The organism is Cellulomonas sp. P4_A2 (genome assembly GCF_056402515.1).
Map to the genome: position 1 here is coordinate 255,668 of NZ_JBFUHG010000001.1, position 18,991 is coordinate 274,658.

The following is an 18,991-nucleotide window of genomic DNA, read 5'->3' on the forward strand; positions in this document are numbered from 1 at the left end:
GCTCGCAAGATACAAGATGTCCGGTCCCCGGCGCGGGACCTCGCGGGGTCGCTGTCGCAGCCGCGTGCGAGCATGCTCCCGTGACGAGCGACCACCACTGGCAGCCCGGCACCGTCCGTGAGGCCGCCGGCGGCATCATCGCCCTGGCGCTCGCCACATTCGTCGCGATCACCACCGAGCTCGTCCCCGTCGGACTGCTCCCGCAGATGAGCGACGACCTCGGGGTCACCGAGTCGATCGCCGGCCTGCTGGTCACCGTCTACGCGTTCATGGTCGCCGCGCTCGCCGTCCCACTCGTGCTCGCCACCCGTCGGCTCCCCCGCAAGGGGCTGCTGATGAGCACGCTCGTCGCCTACACCGTCAGCAACGTGCTGGTCGCGGTCGCCCCGTCCTTCGGGGTGGTCGCCGGCGCGCGCGCTCTCGGCGGGATCGCCCACGCGATCTTCTTCTCGGTCGCCATCGGGTACGCGTCCCGGCTGGTCAGCCCGCAGGTCACCGGCCGTGCGCTCGCCCTGGTCACGGCCGGCGCGTCGGCCGGGTTCGTGCTCGGCGTCCCCCTGTCCACGGCGCTCGGCGCGGCCGTCGGGTGGCGTGCCGCGTTCGCGGTCCTCGGCGGGGCGTGCGCGGTGGCCGTCGTCCTGGTCGCCCTCTTCCTTCCCGGGGTGGCCGGCGGAGGGGCCCCGGTCGCCGACGAGGCCCGCAGCACCAACCGTGCGCGGCTCGCGGTCGTCGCGACGACGAACTCCCTGACCTACCTCGGGCAGTACACCGTCTACACCTACGTCGCGGTGCTGCTGCTCGCGTCGGGGCTCACCGAGGTGGCGGTCGGACCCGTCCTGCTCGGCCTCGGCGCGCTCGGGCTCGTGGGCACCGCCTACGCCGTCGCCGCCCTCGACAAGCACCCGCGCCGGAGCACGATCCTGGTCCTGTTCGCCGTGGCGCTCGGCCTGCTCGCCCTGGGCCTGGCGTTCCCGTCCCTGGCCGGCGTGCTCGCCGCGGCCGCGGTGTGGTCCGCCGGCTTCGGTGCGGTGGCGTCCGTTTTCCAGACGGCGGCCATCCGCACGCGCGGCGCGTCGCCCGACGTCATCGGTGCCCTGGTGAACAGCACCGCCAACATCGGGATCGGCGGCGGTGCGGCCCTCGGCGCGCTCGTCCTGGCCGGGCCGGGGCTGGAGTGGATCCCGTACCTCGGCGCCGGCATCATCGCGGCCGGGCTGGTCGTCGTCCTCTTCTCCCGACGAGCCTTCCCGGCGACACCATGACCGAGCCGTCCCCGTGACCGACCCGCGCGCCCTGGTCGAGCGGCACGCCGCCCTCGCCGCCGATGCGAGCGCCGTCCTCGTCGCGGTCGACGACGCCCTCGCCACCGTGACCGACCTCGTCACCGCGCGGCGCGAGGACCGCGTCCGCGGCGAGCTGTCTCGGGTCGCCGTGGAACGCCTCGGCGAGCTGACCGACCGCAACCTGCGGCTGCGCTCGCTCGCCGACGCCGGCCTCACCACCGCCGCCGACCTCCTGGGTCGCACCCCCGAGCAGCTCGACGCGGTCCCCGGCGTCGGCCTGCAGACGGCCCGGACCGTCGCCGCCGCGGTCGCCCAGCTGGCCGACACGGTCCGCGCGAGCACGTCGGTGCGCATCGAGCCCGACCGCACCGGCCGGCGCGACACGTCGTCGGACGCCTCGCTCCTCGCGCTGCTGAACCGCCTGCGCCGCCTGCGCCCGCTCGTCGAGCCCCATAGGCGCCGGCTCGTCGAGTACTCGTCGTCGGTCCGCGACCAGCTCCCGGACGCCCGCCGCGGCACCCATGCGATCCGGCTGGCCCTGTCCCGGTCGCGCACCAAGATCCGGGCCCGCGCGGCACTCGCCGCACTCGACGGCTGGGACACCCGGCTGGCGGACCTGCCGGCGATCGTCGCGACCCTGCTCGCCGCGACCCGTCTGCCCGACCCGACGGCGGCGGCCCTCTGGGACGACTTCGAGCAGCACAGCCCGACCTACTACACGACGCTCGAGCAGATCGTCCCGGTCGGCGACCGGGTGCTCGCGGCCCGCGGCCTGCTCACCACCGAGCTGGCCGACCTCGTCGCCACCCAGCCCCTCGACCTGGCCGCGCTGCGCGTCGAGCTGCGCGGGTACCAGGCGTTCGGTGCGCGGTTCGTCCTCCGCCAGGGGCGCGCCCTGCTCGGCGACGAGATGGGCCTCGGCAAGACCGTGCAGGCGTTGGCCGTGATGTCGTCGCTGGCCGCCGCGGGCGACCGGCGGTTCCTCGTCGTGTGCCCGGCGAGCGTCCTGGTCAACTGGGTGCGCGAGATCGCCTCGCACAGCGCCCTGGTCCCGCACCGGCTGCACGGGCCCGACCGTGACGCGGAGATCGAGGCGTGGCTGTCCAACGGAGGCGTCGGCGTCACCACCTACGAGGGGCTGGCGCACGTGCCGGTGTCCCCCGTGGGGCTGCTGGTCGTCGACGAGGCGCACTACGTGAAGAACCCGTCCGCCCACCGGTCGCGCCTGGTCGAGCAGTGGACGTCGCAGGTCCGGCGCGTGGCGTTCCTGACCGGCACGCCCCTGGACAACGAGCTCGAGGACTTCCTCGCCCTGGTACGGCTGCTGCAGCCCGAGCTGGCGGGGATGCTGCCGCGGCACCTCGGCCTGGTGGGTGCCGACGTGTTCCGGCAGTCGGTGTCGCCCGTATACCTGCGCCGCAACGCCCGCGACGTCCTGGTCGAGCTGCCCGAGCTCGTGGTGGTCGACGAGTGGGAGGAGCTCTCACCGGCCGGCGAGGTGGCCTACCGGGTGGCTGTGGAGAGCGGCAGCCTCATGGCGATGCGCCGCGCCGCGTTCGTGGGACCGGACTCCACCAAGCTCGAGCGGCTCGTCGAGATCGTCGACGACGCCGCGCTCAACGGCCACCGCACCGTGGTGTTCAGCTACTTCCGCGACGTGATCGACACGGTCGTCGCCGCGCTCGCGGGTCGGCCGGTCTTCGGGCCGCTGACCGGTGACGTCGCCCCCGACGAGCGGCAGGCGATCATCGACGCGTTCTCGGCGGCCGACACCAACGCGGTCCTCGTCGCGCAGGTCACCGTCGGCGGTGTCGGGCTGAACCTGCAGGCCGCGAGCGTGGCGGTGCTGTGCGAGCCGCAGCTCACGCCGGCGGCCGAGGCGCAGGCATTCGCGCGGCTGCACCGGATGGGTCAGGTGCGCAGCGTGCGCGCGCACCGGTTGCTCGCCGAGGGCGGGGTCGACGAGCGGATCACCGAGATCCTGGCCGGCAAGCGCGAGGTGTTCGACCAGTTCGTGCGCGAGTCCAGCCTGGCCGCGGCGACCGTCCGGGCCGTCGACGTCACGGAGGCCCAGCTCGCCCGCGCCGTCGTCGCGTCGGAACGCGCACGCCTCGGCTACCCATCGATCGCGGACGCATCCACCGATGCACCCGCAACCGACGCACCCGCCACCGACGCCGCCATCACCGACGCCTAGGACCTCACATCCCCGCGGTGGCCCGCAGCGCCACCCCCACCCACGTGCGCCAGGGCCGCCACCCCTCGGCGACCTCGGCCAGCCGGTCGGGCTCGAGCGGACCGTCCTCGCCGAGCGCTGCGGCGACCGCACCCCGGACCATCGGCTCGTTCACGGGCAGGACGTCGGTGTGGCCGAGCGACCGGACCAGGACCAGCTCGGAGTAGAACGGCCCGATCCCCTCGAACGCCTGCAGCTGCTCCCGGGTCTGGTCGGGGTCCTGGGCTCGCAGGGTCGCGGTGTCGAGCCGACCGTCGAGCGCGGCCCGGGCGATCGCGTGCATGCGGTGCAGCTTGAGCTCGGGGATCGGTCCGAACTCGTGCACCGCGAGCAGCTGCTCGGGCAGTGGGACGGCCGCCACCTCCTCACCGGCGACGGTGAACCTGCGGCCGTGCGCCCGCGCGAGCTGCTCGCGCACCGCGGCCATCTGCCGCTGCGGCCGCCGCGCGGACAGCACCGACCAGAGCATGGCCTCGTACGCGGAGTAGAAGAGCGGCGGACGCAGCCCGGGACGCTTGCTCTGGGCCCCACCGACGACCGGGTCCCGGGTGCCGAGCTCGTCGTACCCCGTGGCGTCGACGTCCACCGAGATCACGCGCGCGACGTGGTCGGCCACGCGCTGCGGGTCCGCGTCGCCGAGCACGTCGACGTGCAGCAGCTGAGCCGACGGCTGGGTCACCGCGGCGGCCACCTGCTCGGTATACCCGTCCAGGCAGAACGCCAGGCGCATCACCGACCCGCTGCCGCCGTCGCGACCCCCGAACCCGAACCCGATGGTCTGGGCCAGGTCGAACCGGCCGGACACGGGCACCTCGACGACCGTCATGCCACCGACGTTAGGCCCGACCGCCGACAGGGCAGCTGTCACTGACGGGGCGACCGTCGCCAGCCCGGCCTACGCTCGACCGCATGAGGGACGTCACGCTGCCGGACGGTCGGACGCTGCACGCGTACGACGTCCCGGTCGCCGACGAGCGGCTGGCCGTCTTCTGGAACGCGGGCACGCCGAACACCGGCGAACCGCCGGAGCCGCTGTTCGAGGCGGCCCGCGAACGCGGCATCCGCTGGATCGGCTACGACCGCCCGTCCTACGGCGGCTCGAGCCCGCATCCCGGCCGGTCGATCGCGAGCGTGGCCGCGGACACGGCGGCCGTCGCCGACGCGCTCGGCCTCGACCGGTTCGCGGTCATGGGCCACTCCGGCGGCGGACCGCACGCGCTCGCCTGCGCCGCGCTCCTGCCGGACCGGGTCCTCGCCGCGGTGAGCGGCTCGTCGCCCGCACCGTACGGCGCCGAGGGCCTCGACTACTTCGCCGGGATGGGCCCGTCGGGACGCGCGGAGCTCTCGGCCGCCGCGCAGGGTCCCGAGGCGCTGGCGGCGCAGCTCGCGACGAGCGAGTTCGACCCCGAGATGTTCACCGCCGCCGACTACGCCGCCCTCGAGGGCGACTGGGCCTGGGTCGGGAAGATCGCGGGCGCGGCCGGCGCCGCAGGGCCCGACGGGATGATCGCGGACGACCTCGCGCTCGTCGGCCCCTGGGGCTTCGACCTGGCGACGGTGCGACCGCCCGTGCTCCTCTTCCACGGCCTCGACGACCGGATGGTGCCCAGCTCGCACGGCGCGTGGCTGGCCGACCACCTTCCGACGTCGACCCTCTGGCTGCGGCCCGGGGAGGGGCACGTCTCGGTGCTGGCCTCCGCGCCCGCAGCACTGGACTGGCTGATCGACCGTTCTGGGCGCTGACCTGTGCTGATATGGGCACATGACGAGCGAGTACATACCCCCGGACGTGGTGTCCACCGGCACGCTGCCCGGTCGCGAGCGGGTGATGGAGCTCATGCAGGAGGCGCACGACCGGTTCGCGGGCGTCGACGAGGGCGAGGTGGCGGACTACATCCCCGCCCTCGCGCAGGCGGACCCCGCGCTGTTCGGCCTCAGCATGGTCTCGGTGACGGGGGCGGCGCACGGCGTCGGTGACGCGCGGCACGAGTTCTCCATCCAGTCGATCTCCAAGGCGTTCGTCTTCGCGCTCGTCTGCGACGCGCTCGGACCGGAGAAGGTGCTCGAGAAGGTCGGCGTGAACAACACCGGCCTGCCGTTCAACTCGGTGATGGCCCTGGAGCTGAACGCCGGCAGCCCGATGAACCCGCTGGTCAACGCCGGTGCGCTCACCACGACGAGCCTGACCCCCGGCGCGACGGCCGCGGAGAAGTGGGCGTTCGTGCAGGCCGGGCTGTCGGCCTTCGCCGGGCGACCGCTCGTGCTCGACGACGAGGTGTACGCGTCCGAGGCCGCGCACAACCGTCGCAACCAGGCGATCGCGCGACTGCTGGAGAGCTACGGCCGCATCACCCACAACCCGCTCGAGGTCACCGACGTCTACACGCGGCAGTGCTCGCTGCGCGTCTGCGCCGAGGACCTGGCCGTCATGGGCGCCACGCTGGCCGACGGCGGGGTCAACCCGGTCACCGGCGAACGCGTGGTCGACGCGTCGGTGTGCCACTACGTCCTCGCGGCGCTGGCGACGAGCGGGCTGTACGAGCGGTCCGGCGAGTGGCTGTTCAGCATCGGGCTGCCCGGCAAGAGCGGGGTGTCGGGCGGCATCGTGACCGTCGTGCCGGGCAAGGGATCGCTCGCCACGTTCTCGCCCCGCCTGGACGCCGCGGGCAACAGCGTCCGGGGCCAGCTGGCGACGCGGTACCTCTCGGCCGCCCTCGGTCTGAACCTCTTCGCGTCCCGCCCAGAACCCAGGACGGGCTCCCTCTAGGCCCGAAAGGGCAATATCGTATCCGGAATGTCCCCTTCGTCCCCTTCTGACGAACCGCAGACACCGGCACCGGTGGCGCGCCCGGCGCCCCTGCCGCGACCGATGTATGTCCCGTCCGGACCGCTGCCGGGGCCGCAGCACAGCCGGACCACCGGCTCGACCCTCTGGTACGTCGCGCGGATCGTGGGACTGTGCGTGCTGGCCGTCGCCCTCGTCTCCGTGCCGCTGGCGTGGGTGCAGCGGGACCCGCCTCCGAGCAGTCAGGCCGACTCGTCGACCACGCCCGACGACGAGCCAACCGCCGACGAGCTGGGCTTCTCGATGGCGACCCCGGCACCCTCCGAGAGGGCGTCCGACGAGCCCACCGCGGCCGTCGTGCCGCCGCCCGTCCCGCAGGCCGAGGGGCCCGTCGTCGGACCGACCTCGAAGCCGACCCCCACACCGACGCGGTCGGCGAAGGCCAAGGTCAAGGCCACCGCGGGTGCCGCAGCTCCTCCGGACGCACTGGGCGATCCCGCACCGGCGGCCGCCCCGCCCGCGGACCCCGCACCGCCCGCGGTGCCCCTCAAACCGCCGCTCGTCGTGCCGCCTCCGCAGACGGCGCTCACCGACGACATCGTCGCGCTCACCAACGCCGAGCGGGCCAACGCGGGCGTCCCGCCGTTGGCCTACAGCCAGTGCCTCACCGACCAGGCGAACTACCGGACGGCCGTGCTCGTGTACGAGGACCGGTTCGAGCGCGAGTCCCTGGATCCGGTGATCGCCGCCTGCGGGACGGGCGGCGGCGGCATCGCGGAGAACGTCAGCCGCGGGACGGGCGACGCCGCGACGATGGTGCAGGGCTGGGTGGGCTCGAGCCTCCTGAACCCCGACTTCGCGAGGGTCGGCGTCGGCTGCACGCTCGGGCCGAGCGGCCAGGTGTGCTCGCAGATCTTCACGGGTTAGGGCTCTCTGACCCGTCCCGGTGCGGACTGCTGTGGGTGAAATTCACCCGATAGGGTGCCGGGATGCCGCAGAGCCCTCCCTCGGAACAGCCGCCTGGGCGCGCGGCTGCCCGTCGCAGCGACCAGCGGCCTCCGGCACGCCCCGGACCCCAGCACTTCTCGGGGTCGCGGTCGCTGCTCCTGGGCGCCGGTCGCGTCGTCGGCCTCGTCGCGCTCGGCGCCGTGCTGATCACCGTCCCCCTCGTCTGGGGCCACCCGGCCGGTTCGACCGACGACGCGCAGGCGGCCGGCCAGGCCGACCTCCAGGCAACGTCCGCGACGAAGCACCCGACGCTCTCCGCAACCCCGTCGGCAAGCCCGACCCCCACGCCAGAACCGACGCCCGACCCCGCCGCCGAAGCCGCAGCAGCTGCGGCCGCCCAGGCCGCCGTGGACGCCGCAGCAGCAGCCGCAGCCCAGGCGGCCGGCGCGTCACCCGCACCGGCACCTGCTCCGGCTCCGGCTCCGGCAAGACCTGCCCCGGCACAGCCCGCGCCCGCACCTGCAGCCGCGCCCCCGCCGCCCGCGGCGCCGCAGACGTCGCTCACCGACGAGATCGTCCGGCTCACCAACATCGAGCGCGCCAAGGGCGGCCTGGCGCCGCTGACGATCAGTCCGTGCCTGACGGACCAGTCGAACAAGCGCACGGCCGTGCTGGTCGCCGAGAACCGGTTCGAGCACGACCCCCTGGACCCGGTGGTCCAGGCCTGCGGCATGCAGCACGGGATGGGCGAGAACCTGATCCTGGGCTACAAGGACGCCGCCGCGGCGGTCGCCGGCTGGATGGGCTCCGAGGGCCACCGCAAGAACATCATGAACGCGACGTACACCCAGATCGGTGTCGGCTGCACGCTCGGCCCGAAGGGTCAGCTCTGCGGGCAGCTGTTCACGGGCTAGGCCCGGTTCGTCCGCTACGTTCGGGCTAACCGCCCACCGTGTGAGGGGATCGTCCCGTGTCGGTGCCACTGGAACCCACAGCCGTCGAGGTCGCACCGCGTTCGGTGCTGCAGAAGGTCCTCGACTGGATCGAGCGCGTGGGCAACAAGGTCCCGCACCCCGTGATCATCTTCCTGATCCTCATCGGGCTGATCATGGTGCTCTCGGCGGTCTTCCAGGCCGCCGGCTCCAGCGTCACGTTCGAGCAGGCGCAGCTCGGTGCCGACGACGTGCAGACCGTCACCGTCGCGGCGCAGAGCCTGCTGGACGCCGACGGGCTGCGGTTCGTCTTCACGTCGCCGGTGTCGAACTTCAACTCGTTCGGCGTGGTCGGCGTGATCCTCGTGGCGATGATCGGCGTCGGGATGGCCGAGGAGGTCGGCCTGATCCAGGCGTTCATCAAGCGGCTGGTCAAGGTCACGCCGCCGCGCGCGATCACGTTCATCATCGTGCTGCTCGGCGTCCTGTCCTCGATCGCGACCGACGCCGGCTACCTGGTCCTGATCCCGCTGTCGGCTGCCGTGTTCTACTCGCTCGGCCGGCACCCGCTGGCCGGTCTCGCCGCGGCGTTCGCGGGCGTCGGCGGCGGGTTCGCGGTGAACATGCTCATCACGCCCGTCGACGGCATGCTCGCGCAGATCACCAACGAGGCGATCGCCGACCCCGCGCACCACGTGGCGATCACCGGCAACCTCTACTTCTCGATCGCCTCGACGCTGCTCGTCACGATCGTCGCGACCCTGCTCACGGAGAAGTTCGTGGAGCCGCGCCTGGGTCCGTACCACCCGAGCGAGGGCCCCGAGACCGCGGAGACCGAGGCCCCCTCCGGCGAGCTCAGCCCCGAGGAGCGCAACGGCCTGCGATGGGCGTTCTGGGGGTTCGTCGGCGTCACGGTCGTCGTCCTCGCCCTGACGCTCCCGCCGAACGCGGTGCTGCGGAACCCGGAGACCGGCAGCCTGATCGAGAACAGCCCGTTCCTGAACTCGATCATCTTCCTGATCCTCGTCTACTTCTTCGTGATGGGGCTCTGCTACGGCCGTGGGGCCGGGACGATCAAGGGCTCGATGGACGTGATCAACCCGATGACCAAGACGATCGCCGGGCTGTCGGGGCTGATCTTCCTGCTGCTCGTGATCAGCCAGTTCATCGCCTACTTCAACTACTCGAACCTCGGCACCATCGCCGCGGTGAACATGGCGGACACCCTCGAGAACGCGAACCTGAGCACCGTCTGGCTGATCGTCGGGCTCATCGCGGTGACGGCGATCATCGACATCTTCATCGGCGGCGTGGTGCCCAAGTGGGCCATCTTCGCGCCGGTGTTCGTGCCGCTGTTCATCCAGCTCGGCATCTCGCCTGACCTCGCTATGGCTGCCTACCGCGTCGGCGATTCGCCCGTGAACGTGGCCACGCCGCTGATGCCGTACTTCGCGCTCATCGTCATCTTCGCCGAGCGGTACCGGCGCAAGGTGGGCGTGGGGTCGGTGATCTCGTTGATGCTCCCGTACACCGTGGTGCTCCTGGTCTCGTGGACCGCGCTCCTGGTGGTCTGGTACCTGCTCGGCATCCCGCTCGGCCCCGGGGCGTCGATCTACCTCAACTGAGGCTCAGACCGGCCAGATCACCGGGATCAGCCCGACGCCGACGACAAACCACGCGGCCGTCGTCGCGAGCCCGAGCTTCCAGTACGACGCGAACGTGTACCCGCCGGGCGTCATCACGATCATGTTGGCGGGCGTGGCGATCGGGGTGAGGAACGAGGCCGCGCCGGCGACCGCGACGAGCATGAGGACGGGCGGCAGCGCGAGGCCCGCCTCACCGGCCACGGCCAGGGCGATCGGGGCGATGATCAGCACCGTCGCGGTGTTGCTCACCACCTGCCCGAGCAGCAGAGTCACGACGAAGAGTGCCGCCAGCACCAGCCGCGGGTCGCCGTCGCCGACGAGGTCCAGGAGCCAGCCCGCGACGAGGTCAGCCGCCCCGCTCGACGCGATCGCGACGCTCAGCGGGATCAGCCCGCCGACGAGCACGACGGTCTGCCAGGAGACGGCGCGGTAGGCCTGCGGGACGTTCACCACGCCGAGCACGACCATGGCCGTCGCGCCGATCAGCCCGGCGATCGCGGGCGGGACCACGCCGGTGGCCAGCAGGACCACGGTCCCCGTCAGCACGGCGACCGCCCGCCGGGCGAGCGGCCCGAACGCGACCGTCTGCCGGCGCACCATCTCCGGGCTGTCGACGAGCAGCACGTCCTGGTCGTCGGCGAGCGCCTCGACCGCAGGCCACGTGCCGTGCACCAGCAGCGCGTCCCCCTCGGCCAGCGTCGTGCGCTCCGGGAACCGGTCCCTGCCCAGGCGCCGGACCGCGAGGATCGTCACGCCCGACCGGACCGCGCCGGGGAACACGACCTCTCCGATGATCCTCGACCGCGGCGGCACGACGAGCTCGGCGACGCCGACCTCACGACCGAGCAGGGCCACCCGGGTGCTGCGCGTCAGCGGCTTCGAGGCGATGCTCAGCCCGTGCGCCTCGGCGAACGCCGTCGTGCCGTCCCCCGTCGCGACCAGGACGTCACCGTGCACCGCCACGTGCCCCTCGTCGGCAAGTTCCCCGTTCTCCTTCTGGATCCCGATGAGCACCACGTCGGCCGGCAGGTCCCGCGGGACGGCCGACGAGGCCGTGACCCGCAGGCGGAAGAAGCCCTGGTCCAGCCGGTAGTGCTCGACCAGGCTGTCGAGGTGGCCGGAAAAGTCGGCGGGCAGCGACGTGGGCGTGCGGTCCGGGAGGAGGGGCTTTCCGACGAGCACCGACACCGCGACCGTCACCAGGACGAGCGGCAGGCCGATCAGGCCGAACTCGAAGAAGCCGAACGTCTGGCCGGTCGCTTCGAGCAGGGCGTCGGACACGATGACGTTGACGGTGCTGCCGGACAGGACGAGCAGCGCGCCCGCGCTCGCGGCGAACGCGAGGGGCATGAGCATCTGGGACGTGGACCGGCCGGCGCGCCGGGCGGCGAGCACGACGACCGGCAGGAGCGCCGCGGCCGCGCCGTTCGGGGTGACGAGCGCCGCCATCAGCGCGGACAGTCCCATCAGCGCGACCAGGAGCCTGGCGCGACCCGTCCCGGCGCGCGCGATCAGCTGCTGCCCGGCCCATGCCGTGACGCCCGAGGACTCGAGCCCCTCGCTGAGCACGAACAGGCTCGCGATGAAGATGACGACCGGGTCCCCGAACCCCGCGACCGCCTGCGTCGCGTCGATCAGCCCGGTCGCGTAGAGGGTCAGGGCCGTGAGGATGGCGACCACGCCCACCGACAGCCGGTTCCAGACGAACAGCCCGACGCAGCCCGCCAGGACCAGCAGGCTCACGGTCGCGTCGGACATCCCCGTCCTTCCCTCCGAGGGCCCTTCCGGCCCGGTGCTAGCGTGCCCGATATGAGCCGACGCGTCGCCTCCCTCGCCGGGCTGGCGGGGCTTGTCGTGCTCGCCCCCCTGCTCGCGGCGTGCACAGCGTCGCCGTCGTCGGCCCCGCCCGTCGACGACCCGACCGGCACGTGGGGCGCGTCGACGACCGAGGGCCAGGCCTACCTCGACCTGGCCGCCGACGGCACCGCGTCCGGGTCCGACGGCTGCAACCGGGTCAGCGGCTCGTGGAAGGTGTCCGAGACCGGGGTCAGCTTCTCGGCCTGGGCGACGACGAGGATGTACTGCCCCGAGGTCGACGCGTGGCTCTCGACGTCGGTCGCCGGACTGGTCAGCGACGACCACCTGACGCTGATCGACCAGTACAACGTGCCGGTCGGATCGCTCCAGCGGACCTCCTCCTAGGCGTCGCCCGACACGTCCCGCGGTCGGCGGCGCCGCCACAGCAGCCACGACATCACGACCGCCGCGACGACGACCGCGACGATCACCGGGGCACCGCCGCCCCCGCCCGACCTGCCGGCCGAACCCTCGTCGGCCGAACCTTCGTCGGCCGCGGACGAGCTCGGGGTCGACGTCGGCGCGTCGCCGATCGTCGTGCCCGCGGACGCCGTGAACGAGAACTCCCCGGTGATCGGGTGGCCGTCGACCGAGGTGACCCGCCACGTCACCGCGTACTCGCCCGCCGGCAGCTCGCCGGCCAGCTTCTCGGTGACCGTCGAGTCGACGAGGACCGGGTCGCCGTCGCTGACCAGCGTGCCGTCCGGGCTGCGCACCTCGATCTCGGTGCCGAGTGCCAGGGCGGGCTCGTCGAACGTGAGCGTGACCTGCTCGGGTGCCGTCGCGACGGTGGAACCGTCGGCCGGGTCGGTGCTGCGCAGCACGTTGTGTGCCTGCGCGGCCGTCGCGCCGAGCAGGCCGACACCGGCCGTGACGAGACCGACGAGGGCGATCGTGATCGTGCGCATCGCCCGCACCGACCCGGCCGACATCAGGCGTCCACCCGACGACGGCGCGACACGAGCGCGACGACCAGGGCACCGGCGCCGAGGACGACGCCGACCAGCCCGAGCGTCCGCGCGAGGGTGTCGGGCTCGGCACCGTCTGCGTCGTCGGCGGCCACCGGCTCGGCACTGGGCTCGACGCTGGGCTCGGCACCGGGCTCCGCTGTCTGGCCGTGGCCCTCGGCCTCCGCGGCCGTCGTCGTGAACTCGGGTGCGGGGTGCTCGGGCTCCTCGCCGCTGTCCGGCGTCGGGTCGGCCCAGTCCACCACCGTGCCGTCGGTGTACGTCTGGTGCGTGGGCAGGACCAGCTCGGTGCCCTCGTCGGGAAGCGGGCCGACCGAGAGGGGGAACTGCTGGAACTGGCCGTCGGCGATCTCGCTGCCGGGGTCCGCGGTCCAGGTCACGGTCGCCGGCGCCTCCGTGAGCGTGGTGCCGAAGAAGTCGACGGGCTCGGGCAGCGGTGCCGTGGTAACGGTCGCTGTCCAGCCCGGGACCGGCTGGGTCATCACCGACAGCAGCGGGTGGTCGGTGGGGAGGTCGACGACGACCTTGCTGGTCGCGGCGGTCGACGACTCGTTGGGGACCCGGACGGTCAGGACGGTGAAGCCGCCCGCGGTCGTCGTTGCCGGGTCGATGTGGACGTGCGCCGAGGCCGCGGCGGCCGGGAGCGTGACGAGCGCGAGGCTGGTGACTGCGACCGCGGCGACGCGGGTGCGGCGGTGGATCGAGGACATGAGGGGACTCCTGTGGCAGGGCTGGTCGACGAGGGTGTGCGGACGCGCACGTCCGGGCCGACCTGCCTCGGAGGAGCTCAGGCCGCCAGCGTGACGTGCGCGCGTGACGTCGGCGGTCCGCGCAGAGGGACGACACCGACGTCGCACCGGCCGGCGACCCGAGGGGTCTCGATGGAGACCGGCAGGACTGCGGACGCGGGCAGCGTGACCGGGGCCAGCAGCGCGACCAGCGGGCTCAGCCAGGTGGCGATCCAGGTCAGCGTGCGGTCGGTTCCCGCGATCAGCAGTGCCGTGACCAGGGTCGCGACGACGTGCAGGACGAACATCGCGGTGCCACCAGTGCTGCCCATGTGCTCGGGGGATGCCGTGCAGGCGATCTGCACCGCGTGCGCGTGCCCTGCCATCTCGCCCATCGGCGCGCAGCCCATGTCGCTCAGGGCACCGAACGCCTGGTGGAGCCCGAGCTGGCCGACGCCCAGCACCGCGACTGCGGCCGGAGCGCCGATCCGTCGGCCGGCGAAGGGCAGCGCCGCGGCGAGCACGACCGCGGCAAGAGGCACCAGCACGATGGTCCGCGGGATCTGGCCGCCGCCGAGCACGTGCGCACCGAGCGCGAGGCAGAGGGTGCTCATCGCGACGACGAACGCACGCGCGAGGCGCGCGGGTCCGGTCGCGGGTGCAGGCACGGGCGCAACGGTACCGGCGGGCGCACCCGGACGGCACCTGCGCTCCGACGGCGTCACGGCTCTCGAGGTTTCCGGCCGGCGCGGGGTGCTCCCCGCTCCTCTAGGCGTTCGCGGGGTTCGTCGCCTTGCCGTCGAGCCACAGCTCTTCGGACTCGTCTCGGTGGACCCCGTCCGTGCCGACGTGCTTGGTGCTGATCGCCGGCCCCTTCTTGATCACGTGCACGATCGCCATCGCGTGCCCGCGGCCCAGGTCGTAGTCCTCCTTGAGCCAGTCGACGATCACGCCGGCCTTGACGGAGGGGTCGTCGTAGCCCCGCTCCTTGCCGAGGTCGACGATCTGGCGCGGGGTCAGCCCGGTCTTCTCCTCGATGTTGTCGAGGTACGCCTGGAACGACATGCACTCTCCTCCTCGCCGGTCCGCGCACGGCGCTCGGGCCGCCGTTCGAACCTCGCGGCGGACGTATCGGGCCGGAACCACACGCGCCGTTCGCGCGGTTGCCTTCCCGACGGAGTCTGCCAGCGCCCTGGCGACCATGGGAGAGCGGAGACGGGGTCGAGTCAGAAGGTGGGTCGTCGGCGCTACGGTCTGCACGCCGACCAGCGGCCTGTCGGGCAAAGCCGGGTTCCCGATCCCACGAGCGACGAACGCTCCTGACGTGCACCGCAGGTGGGCCGACGTCAAAACGGTGGGGGGTAGTCGGCGCGACCGTCGGCGGAGGGCCGCGGCGACTCGACCGGCCGCGCGTCGCCGAATCCTGGCGCACCGATCTGTGGGATCCCGGAGGGCGGCTGGTCGGGCGGATGCGCGGGCGTTCGCGCTCGTGGCGGGTCCCCGGAGGGCGGCTGGTCGGGCGGATGCGCGGGCGTTTGCGCTCGCGGCGGGTCCCCGGAGGGCGGCTGGTCGGGCGGATGCGCGGGTGCTTGTGCTTGTGGCGGCTCGCCTGGCGGAGGTTGGCCCGGTCGCTGTTCGTGGAGACGGGCAGCGAGGGTTGCGAGGCTGGTGGGGTCGGTCAACGTACGGCTGGGCTGGCGGTAGTAGGTGAACCCGAGCCAGGACGTCCAGATCGTGATGCCGGTGGACCGCTCGTAGGTGACGTTCCACCGTTTCGCCGTCTTGGCCCGGTGGTGGTGGCGGCACAGGGCGTGCAGGTTCTCCACGCACGTCTGCCCGTGCGCCGACTTGGCCGGGTCGAACGGCGCGCGGTGGTCCAGGTCGCAACGGACCGCGGGCTGGCGGCAGCCAGGGAACGTGCAGGTGACATCGCGGGCCAGGACTGTGCGGGTCACGTCGACGCCGGGCTTGTAGGACACCGGCCCGGTCTCGCACACCAGACCCGTGGCGGGATCGGTCAGCACCCGGCGCCAGGTCCCGTCCTGGGCGAGCTGACGGGCCAACGGTGCGGTGATCGGGCCGTAGGAGTCCAACCACCCCGGGTCCTCGTCCACACCGAGCAGCGTGGACGCGGCGACGGTCACGTTGATGGAGACGGCCTGACCGTGCCGACGTGGCACTGGGGTTCCGTCCGGGGTCTCCTGCCGCTCCAGGATGCCCACGAACACGTCGGTGAACGCGTCCGCGCGCCGCTGATCCGCTGTGCGTCGATCCCCACGCACCCGGGTCGTGCGCGCCAGCGCGTCGACCGCGGTGAAGACCATCACGGCGTCCTTCGCCGGCAACAACGCACTGACCCAGGCGACCCCGTCCACCGACGGCGTCAACGACACGCACCGGTCCTCGACCGACCTGACCCGGCGCCTTTCCGCCGCGGTCGCGTCGGCGAGCAGGACCTGCTTGCGCACGTGCTGGCCCAGCTGCGGACCGGTCAGGGTCGCCGCTCGCTCGACCGCGTCTGCGATCACGACCGGTTCCACCGTGGCGGCGTCCTCATTGAGGTAGGCGGTCTCCTTGAGGATCACGTCCACCTTGCGCGCGTCCACCCGCCCCGCGGCCCACGCCTCGCGCAGCGCCGGCCGTGCACCGACCAGGCACGCCCGCACGACCAGGCCCTGCGCCGCGCGCCGTGTCATCGCCAGCTCCGCCGCGACCTGGTCCGCGATCCACTCGTCCGGCACCGACGCGCGTGCCCCGAGCTCGGCCAACCACATCGCCTGCGCGGCCTGCACCGCGCACAGCGCCTGCTGCCACCCCGCGACCCCGTTGACCAGGTCCCCGTCCGAGACGTCCGCCGGATCCACCGCACCCAGCAGCGCCACCAGCTCCGCCGGGCTCGCCGACACCGGGAACGAGGGGAACACCGAGTCCCGCCACGGCGCGAACTGACGAACCACGTCGCCGGAGCCTCCAGGCGTCAGCAACGGCGCACGGCCCCCTGAGTCCCGGTCCGGTGGGCCCGCCGTGCCGGTCGCACTGGCCGAACCCTCAGGTCGGGCGCCCACCAGGCCAGTCGCACCGGCCGAACCCCGGGGTCGAGCGCCCACGAAGCCGATCGCGCCAGCGACGCCCTCGGGTGCGGCGGCCACCGGATCCGTCACGCAGACCAACGCTTCGGCCCCACCAACGACCACGCTGCGGTCCACACGCCCACCGCACGAACACGCGCACGAGCACCCGCCAGGCGCGGGACGCAGGTCCGTGGCCGGGTCCAGGGCGGGCGCATCGAAGGTCGTCGTCATCGTCGCCACCCCCGCTCGAACTGACCCGGCCGCTCGACCGTTCGAACAAGTGTACGAGCGACCACCGACACCCCGCCGCGGTCCTCCACAGGCAGATGATCGAACCGTCGAGGCGCACGTGGCGGCTTCGTGATCGTCGTGAGACGCTCCCTGCTCATCCGACGCCAGGGGAGACCGGAATGACCCGACCGACGCAGGCATCGGCATGAGCGCGACCAACGAGATCCAGGATCCTGAGCAGACCGAGGCGACCGAGGGACGGTTCGCCGCGGTCCAGCGCACCTTGCACCGGCTCCCGCACCCCGTGCGGGTGGTCGTCGTCGCGGGGTTCGGCGGGGTGCTCGTCCTGGCCGGTCTGGTGATGCTCGTCCTGCCCGGGCCCGGCTTCCTCGTGATCCTGGCCGGGCTCGCCGTGCTCGCGTCGGAGTTCGTGTGGGCTCGTCGGATCCTCGAGCGGACGAAGGCCACCGCGAAGGCCGGCCTCGACAAGGGCAAGGCCGCCGTCACGCGCAAGCGCTGACCAGAAGGGTCGGCTAGAGGCCCGAGCGCAGGCGGTGGTACGTCTTGCGGAGCGGCGGCGCCATCTGGAACAGGGCGAGCACCGCGAAGAACAGCGTGTTGATGCCGACGAACACGCTGAGCGCCTCTACGAACGACGACTCGAGCACGGAGGACGGCAGCAGGTTCGCCGGCACCACGTGGGGGAGCAGCGGGAGCGCCAGGAGGGGCAGCGGCAGCACCGCGAGCGCCGGGCGGGGCACATAGTTCCAGCCCGCCTTGCGGCGCGTGAGGATCTGCCAGATCGCCGACACGAACGTCGACTGCAGGAACAGCGAGTACGCGAGCTCGATGAGGAGCGGGAAGGCGACGAGCCGTCCGCGCCACCCCGCCGCCCATGCCGTGACCACGCGCTCGAGCAGGAAGATCGCACCGATCGCGAGCCAGAAACCCGACCACACGAAGCTGTCGGCGGCGAGGATCCCGATCGCCATCAGCAGCAGGTACGAGTTCAGCGCGACGACGCCGTACGCGAGCGCGAGCTGCTGGCCCCAGTAGCGCGAGGTGGTGCGCGTGAAGCCGTACGCGCTGACGTTCTCCAGCGCCCCGCGCATCCAGCGCAGGCGCTGGCGGAACAGGTCGCGCCAGGTACCCATGACCTCCGTGGTCACCCGGCAGCGGGCGGGGGAGATCATGCCGGCGCCCAGCGACTTCAGCGCCAGGGTCAGCTCGTTGTCCTCGGTCATGGCCACGGCGTCGTAGACCTCACCCCAGCGACCCGGGATGAGCGACCCTCGGGCCTCGGCGACCGCGCGCAGGGCGTAGGCGCGGAAGACCGACGCCGTGCCGGTGAGGACGAACAAGCGCCCTTCGCGACGACCGAGCACCCGCTGGTAGCGCGTGAACTCGTTGCGCTGGAGCTGGCCCAGGACCCGCGCACCGTCCTCGCCCGAGAAGAGGCCGCCGATGGCCATGAGGTCCGGGTCCTCGTCGAGAAGCCCGAGCGCGACCTCGAGGAAGTCGGGCGTGATCGTCGAGTCCGCGTCCATGACGAGGACGACGTCCTCGACGCTCGACTCCGGGAGCAGCCGGGCCAGGACCTGGTTGAGCGCACCAGCCTTGTGCTCGACGTTGCCGACGGTCTCGTAGACCTCGACCCCGGACGCGTGGGCGATGGCGACCGTCCCGTCGGTGCAGTTGTCCGCGATCACGAGGATACGGTCGGGTCGTCGGACCTGACCGTGCAACGAGTCCAGCGTGAGCTTGAGGATGGCCTCCTCGTTGTGCGCCGGGATGAGGACGGTGCAGCGCACGGTCGTCGGCGAGCTGCTCTCCGGCGGCAGCGCGGTGAGCGGCCACTCCGGCGGCGCGTCGAGCTCGAGCGTCCGCACCGCAACCGGTCCCAGGACCACGCGCGCCATCCGTGCCGACTCGCCGGGCAGCGGATCCGTGATGCGTCGACCGCGGGACAGGACGCGGATCGCACCCGCGGCGTGCAGCGCCACCATGCCGACGAAGAACGCCACCACCGCGAGCGCGACAGCCAGCACGATCGAGGTCCGCGGGGCGCGGAGCGCCACGTCGACCGGCAGGATCACGACCCCGGCATCGTTCGACAGGAGCGGAGGTCGGTCGGTGGCGATCAGCCAGATCGCGATCCCGAGCAGGGCGAGCGCCAGCAGGCTCAGCCCGACGGCGACCCCGCCGAGCCGTGCCGCCCTGCTCTGCCACGTGACCGGTTCGCCCATCGCGGCGCTCCCTGTCCGCCGGCGGCGTGCGGCCGGCAACTCGCGGCCGGCCAGATGCAG

17 protein-coding genes are annotated in these 18,991 nt (G+C 72.9%); 9 read left to right on the top strand and 8 right to left on the bottom strand.

The window, feature by feature from the left end:
• Positions 1 to 80: 80 nt before the first annotated feature.
• Both AC1DUE_RS01365 and AC1DUE_RS01370 read left to right on the top strand, forming a co-directional pair.
• Positions 81 to 1,262 carry an MFS transporter gene (locus AC1DUE_RS01365; protein WP_477037584.1) on the top strand — a complete coding sequence of 394 codons (1,182 nt, stop codon included), beginning with the start codon at positions 81 to 83 and terminating at the stop codon, positions 1,260 to 1,262.
• Positions 1,263 to 1,275: 13 nt separating this feature from the next.
• Positions 1,276 to 3,480, top strand: coding sequence for a DEAD/DEAH box helicase (locus AC1DUE_RS01370; RefSeq protein ID WP_477037585.1), 2,205 nt, complete (start codon positions 1,276 to 1,278; stop codon positions 3,478 to 3,480).
• A gap of 4 nt (positions 3,481 to 3,484) precedes the next feature.
• Here the strand turns inward: AC1DUE_RS01370 and AC1DUE_RS01375 are convergent, their stop codons facing one another.
• The gene (locus tag AC1DUE_RS01375) at positions 3,485 to 4,345 is read right to left on the bottom strand and encodes a DNA-3-methyladenine glycosylase family protein (RefSeq protein ID WP_477037586.1); all 861 of its coding nucleotides are present in this window, start codon (positions 4,343 to 4,345) and stop codon (positions 3,485 to 3,487) included.
• Between the two features lie 83 nt (positions 4,346 to 4,428).
• Here AC1DUE_RS01375 and AC1DUE_RS01380 point away from each other — a divergent pair, with 83 nt between their 5' ends.
• The 5 genes from AC1DUE_RS01380 (at position 4,429) to AC1DUE_RS01400 (ending at position 9,809) form a co-directional block, all read left to right on the top strand.
• Positions 4,429 to 5,262 (top strand): alpha/beta fold hydrolase, encoded by an 834-nt coding sequence (locus tag AC1DUE_RS01380; protein WP_477037587.1) that lies wholly within the window; start codon positions 4,429 to 4,431, stop codon positions 5,260 to 5,262.
• A gap of 19 nt (positions 5,263 to 5,281) precedes the next feature.
• Positions 5,282 to 6,286 (top strand): glutaminase A, encoded by a 1,005-nt coding sequence (gene glsA, locus AC1DUE_RS01385; protein WP_477037588.1) that lies wholly within the window; start codon positions 5,282 to 5,284, stop codon positions 6,284 to 6,286.
• Between the two features lie 102 nt (positions 6,287 to 6,388).
• Positions 6,389 to 7,231 (top strand): CAP domain-containing protein, encoded by an 843-nt coding sequence (locus AC1DUE_RS01390; RefSeq protein ID WP_477037589.1) that lies wholly within the window; start codon positions 6,389 to 6,391, stop codon positions 7,229 to 7,231.
• 62 nt (positions 7,232 to 7,293) lie between these two features.
• On the top strand, positions 7,294 to 8,166 hold the full coding sequence (locus tag AC1DUE_RS01395) for a CAP domain-containing protein (protein ID WP_477037590.1): 873 nt from the start codon (positions 7,294 to 7,296) through the stop codon (positions 8,164 to 8,166).
• 56 nt (positions 8,167 to 8,222) lie between these two features.
• The gene (locus tag AC1DUE_RS01400; protein ID WP_477037591.1) at positions 8,223 to 9,809 is read left to right on the top strand and encodes an AbgT family transporter; all 1,587 of its coding nucleotides are present in this window, start codon (positions 8,223 to 8,225) and stop codon (positions 9,807 to 9,809) included.
• Positions 9,810 to 9,812: 3 nt separating this feature from the next.
• Here AC1DUE_RS01400 and AC1DUE_RS01405 read toward each other — a convergent pair whose 3' ends face one another.
• Positions 9,813 to 11,588 carry an SLC13 family permease gene (locus AC1DUE_RS01405; protein WP_477037592.1) on the bottom strand — a complete coding sequence of 592 codons (1,776 nt, stop codon included), beginning with the start codon at positions 11,586 to 11,588 and terminating at the stop codon, positions 9,813 to 9,815.
• A gap of 51 nt (positions 11,589 to 11,639) precedes the next feature.
• Here AC1DUE_RS01405 and AC1DUE_RS01410 point away from each other — a divergent pair, with 51 nt between their 5' ends.
• Complete coding sequence (locus AC1DUE_RS01410) at positions 11,640 to 12,032, top strand: META domain-containing protein (RefSeq protein WP_477037593.1); 393 nt, start codon at positions 11,640 to 11,642, stop codon at positions 12,030 to 12,032.
• On the opposite strand, the gene AC1DUE_RS01415 is transcribed toward AC1DUE_RS01410, so the two are convergent.
• From AC1DUE_RS01415 to AC1DUE_RS01435, 5 genes are all read right to left on the bottom strand, one after another.
• Complete coding sequence (locus AC1DUE_RS01415; protein ID WP_477037594.1) at positions 12,029 to 12,595, bottom strand: copper resistance CopC family protein; 567 nt, start codon at positions 12,593 to 12,595, stop codon at positions 12,029 to 12,031. The two genes, AC1DUE_RS01410 and AC1DUE_RS01415, sit on opposite strands and share 4 nt — an antisense overlap.
• 23 nt (positions 12,596 to 12,618) lie before the next feature.
• The gene (locus AC1DUE_RS01420; protein ID WP_477037595.1) at positions 12,619 to 13,365 is read right to left on the bottom strand and encodes a YcnI family copper-binding membrane protein; all 747 of its coding nucleotides are present in this window, start codon (positions 13,363 to 13,365) and stop codon (positions 12,619 to 12,621) included.
• 77 nt (positions 13,366 to 13,442) lie between these two features.
• Entirely contained in the window at positions 13,443 to 14,051 is a 609-nt protein-coding gene (locus AC1DUE_RS01425; protein WP_477037596.1) for a hypothetical protein, read from the bottom strand.
• Positions 14,052 to 14,151: 100 nt separating this feature from the next.
• Positions 14,152 to 14,448: a DUF4287 domain-containing protein gene (locus AC1DUE_RS01430; RefSeq protein WP_477037597.1), complete on the bottom strand. Its 297-nt coding sequence runs from the start codon at positions 14,446 to 14,448 to the stop codon at positions 14,152 to 14,154.
• 281 nt (positions 14,449 to 14,729) lie between these two features.
• Positions 14,730 to 16,340 (bottom strand): DUF222 domain-containing protein, encoded by a 1,611-nt coding sequence (locus AC1DUE_RS01435; protein WP_477037598.1) that lies wholly within the window; start codon positions 16,338 to 16,340, stop codon positions 14,730 to 14,732.
• Positions 16,341 to 16,890: 550 nt separating this feature from the next.
• Between AC1DUE_RS01435 and AC1DUE_RS01440 the strand changes: the two genes are divergently transcribed.
• Entirely contained in the window at positions 16,891 to 17,205 is a 315-nt protein-coding gene (locus AC1DUE_RS01440) for a PGPGW domain-containing protein (RefSeq protein WP_477037599.1), read from the top strand.
• Positions 17,206 to 17,218: 13 nt separating this feature from the next.
• On the opposite strand, the gene AC1DUE_RS01445 is transcribed toward AC1DUE_RS01440, so the two are convergent.
• A complete protein-coding gene (locus AC1DUE_RS01445; protein ID WP_477037600.1) occupies positions 17,219 to 18,931 on the bottom strand; it encodes a glycosyltransferase family 2 protein in 1,713 nt (570 codons plus the stop codon).
• Positions 18,932 to 18,991 lie beyond the last annotated feature (60 nt).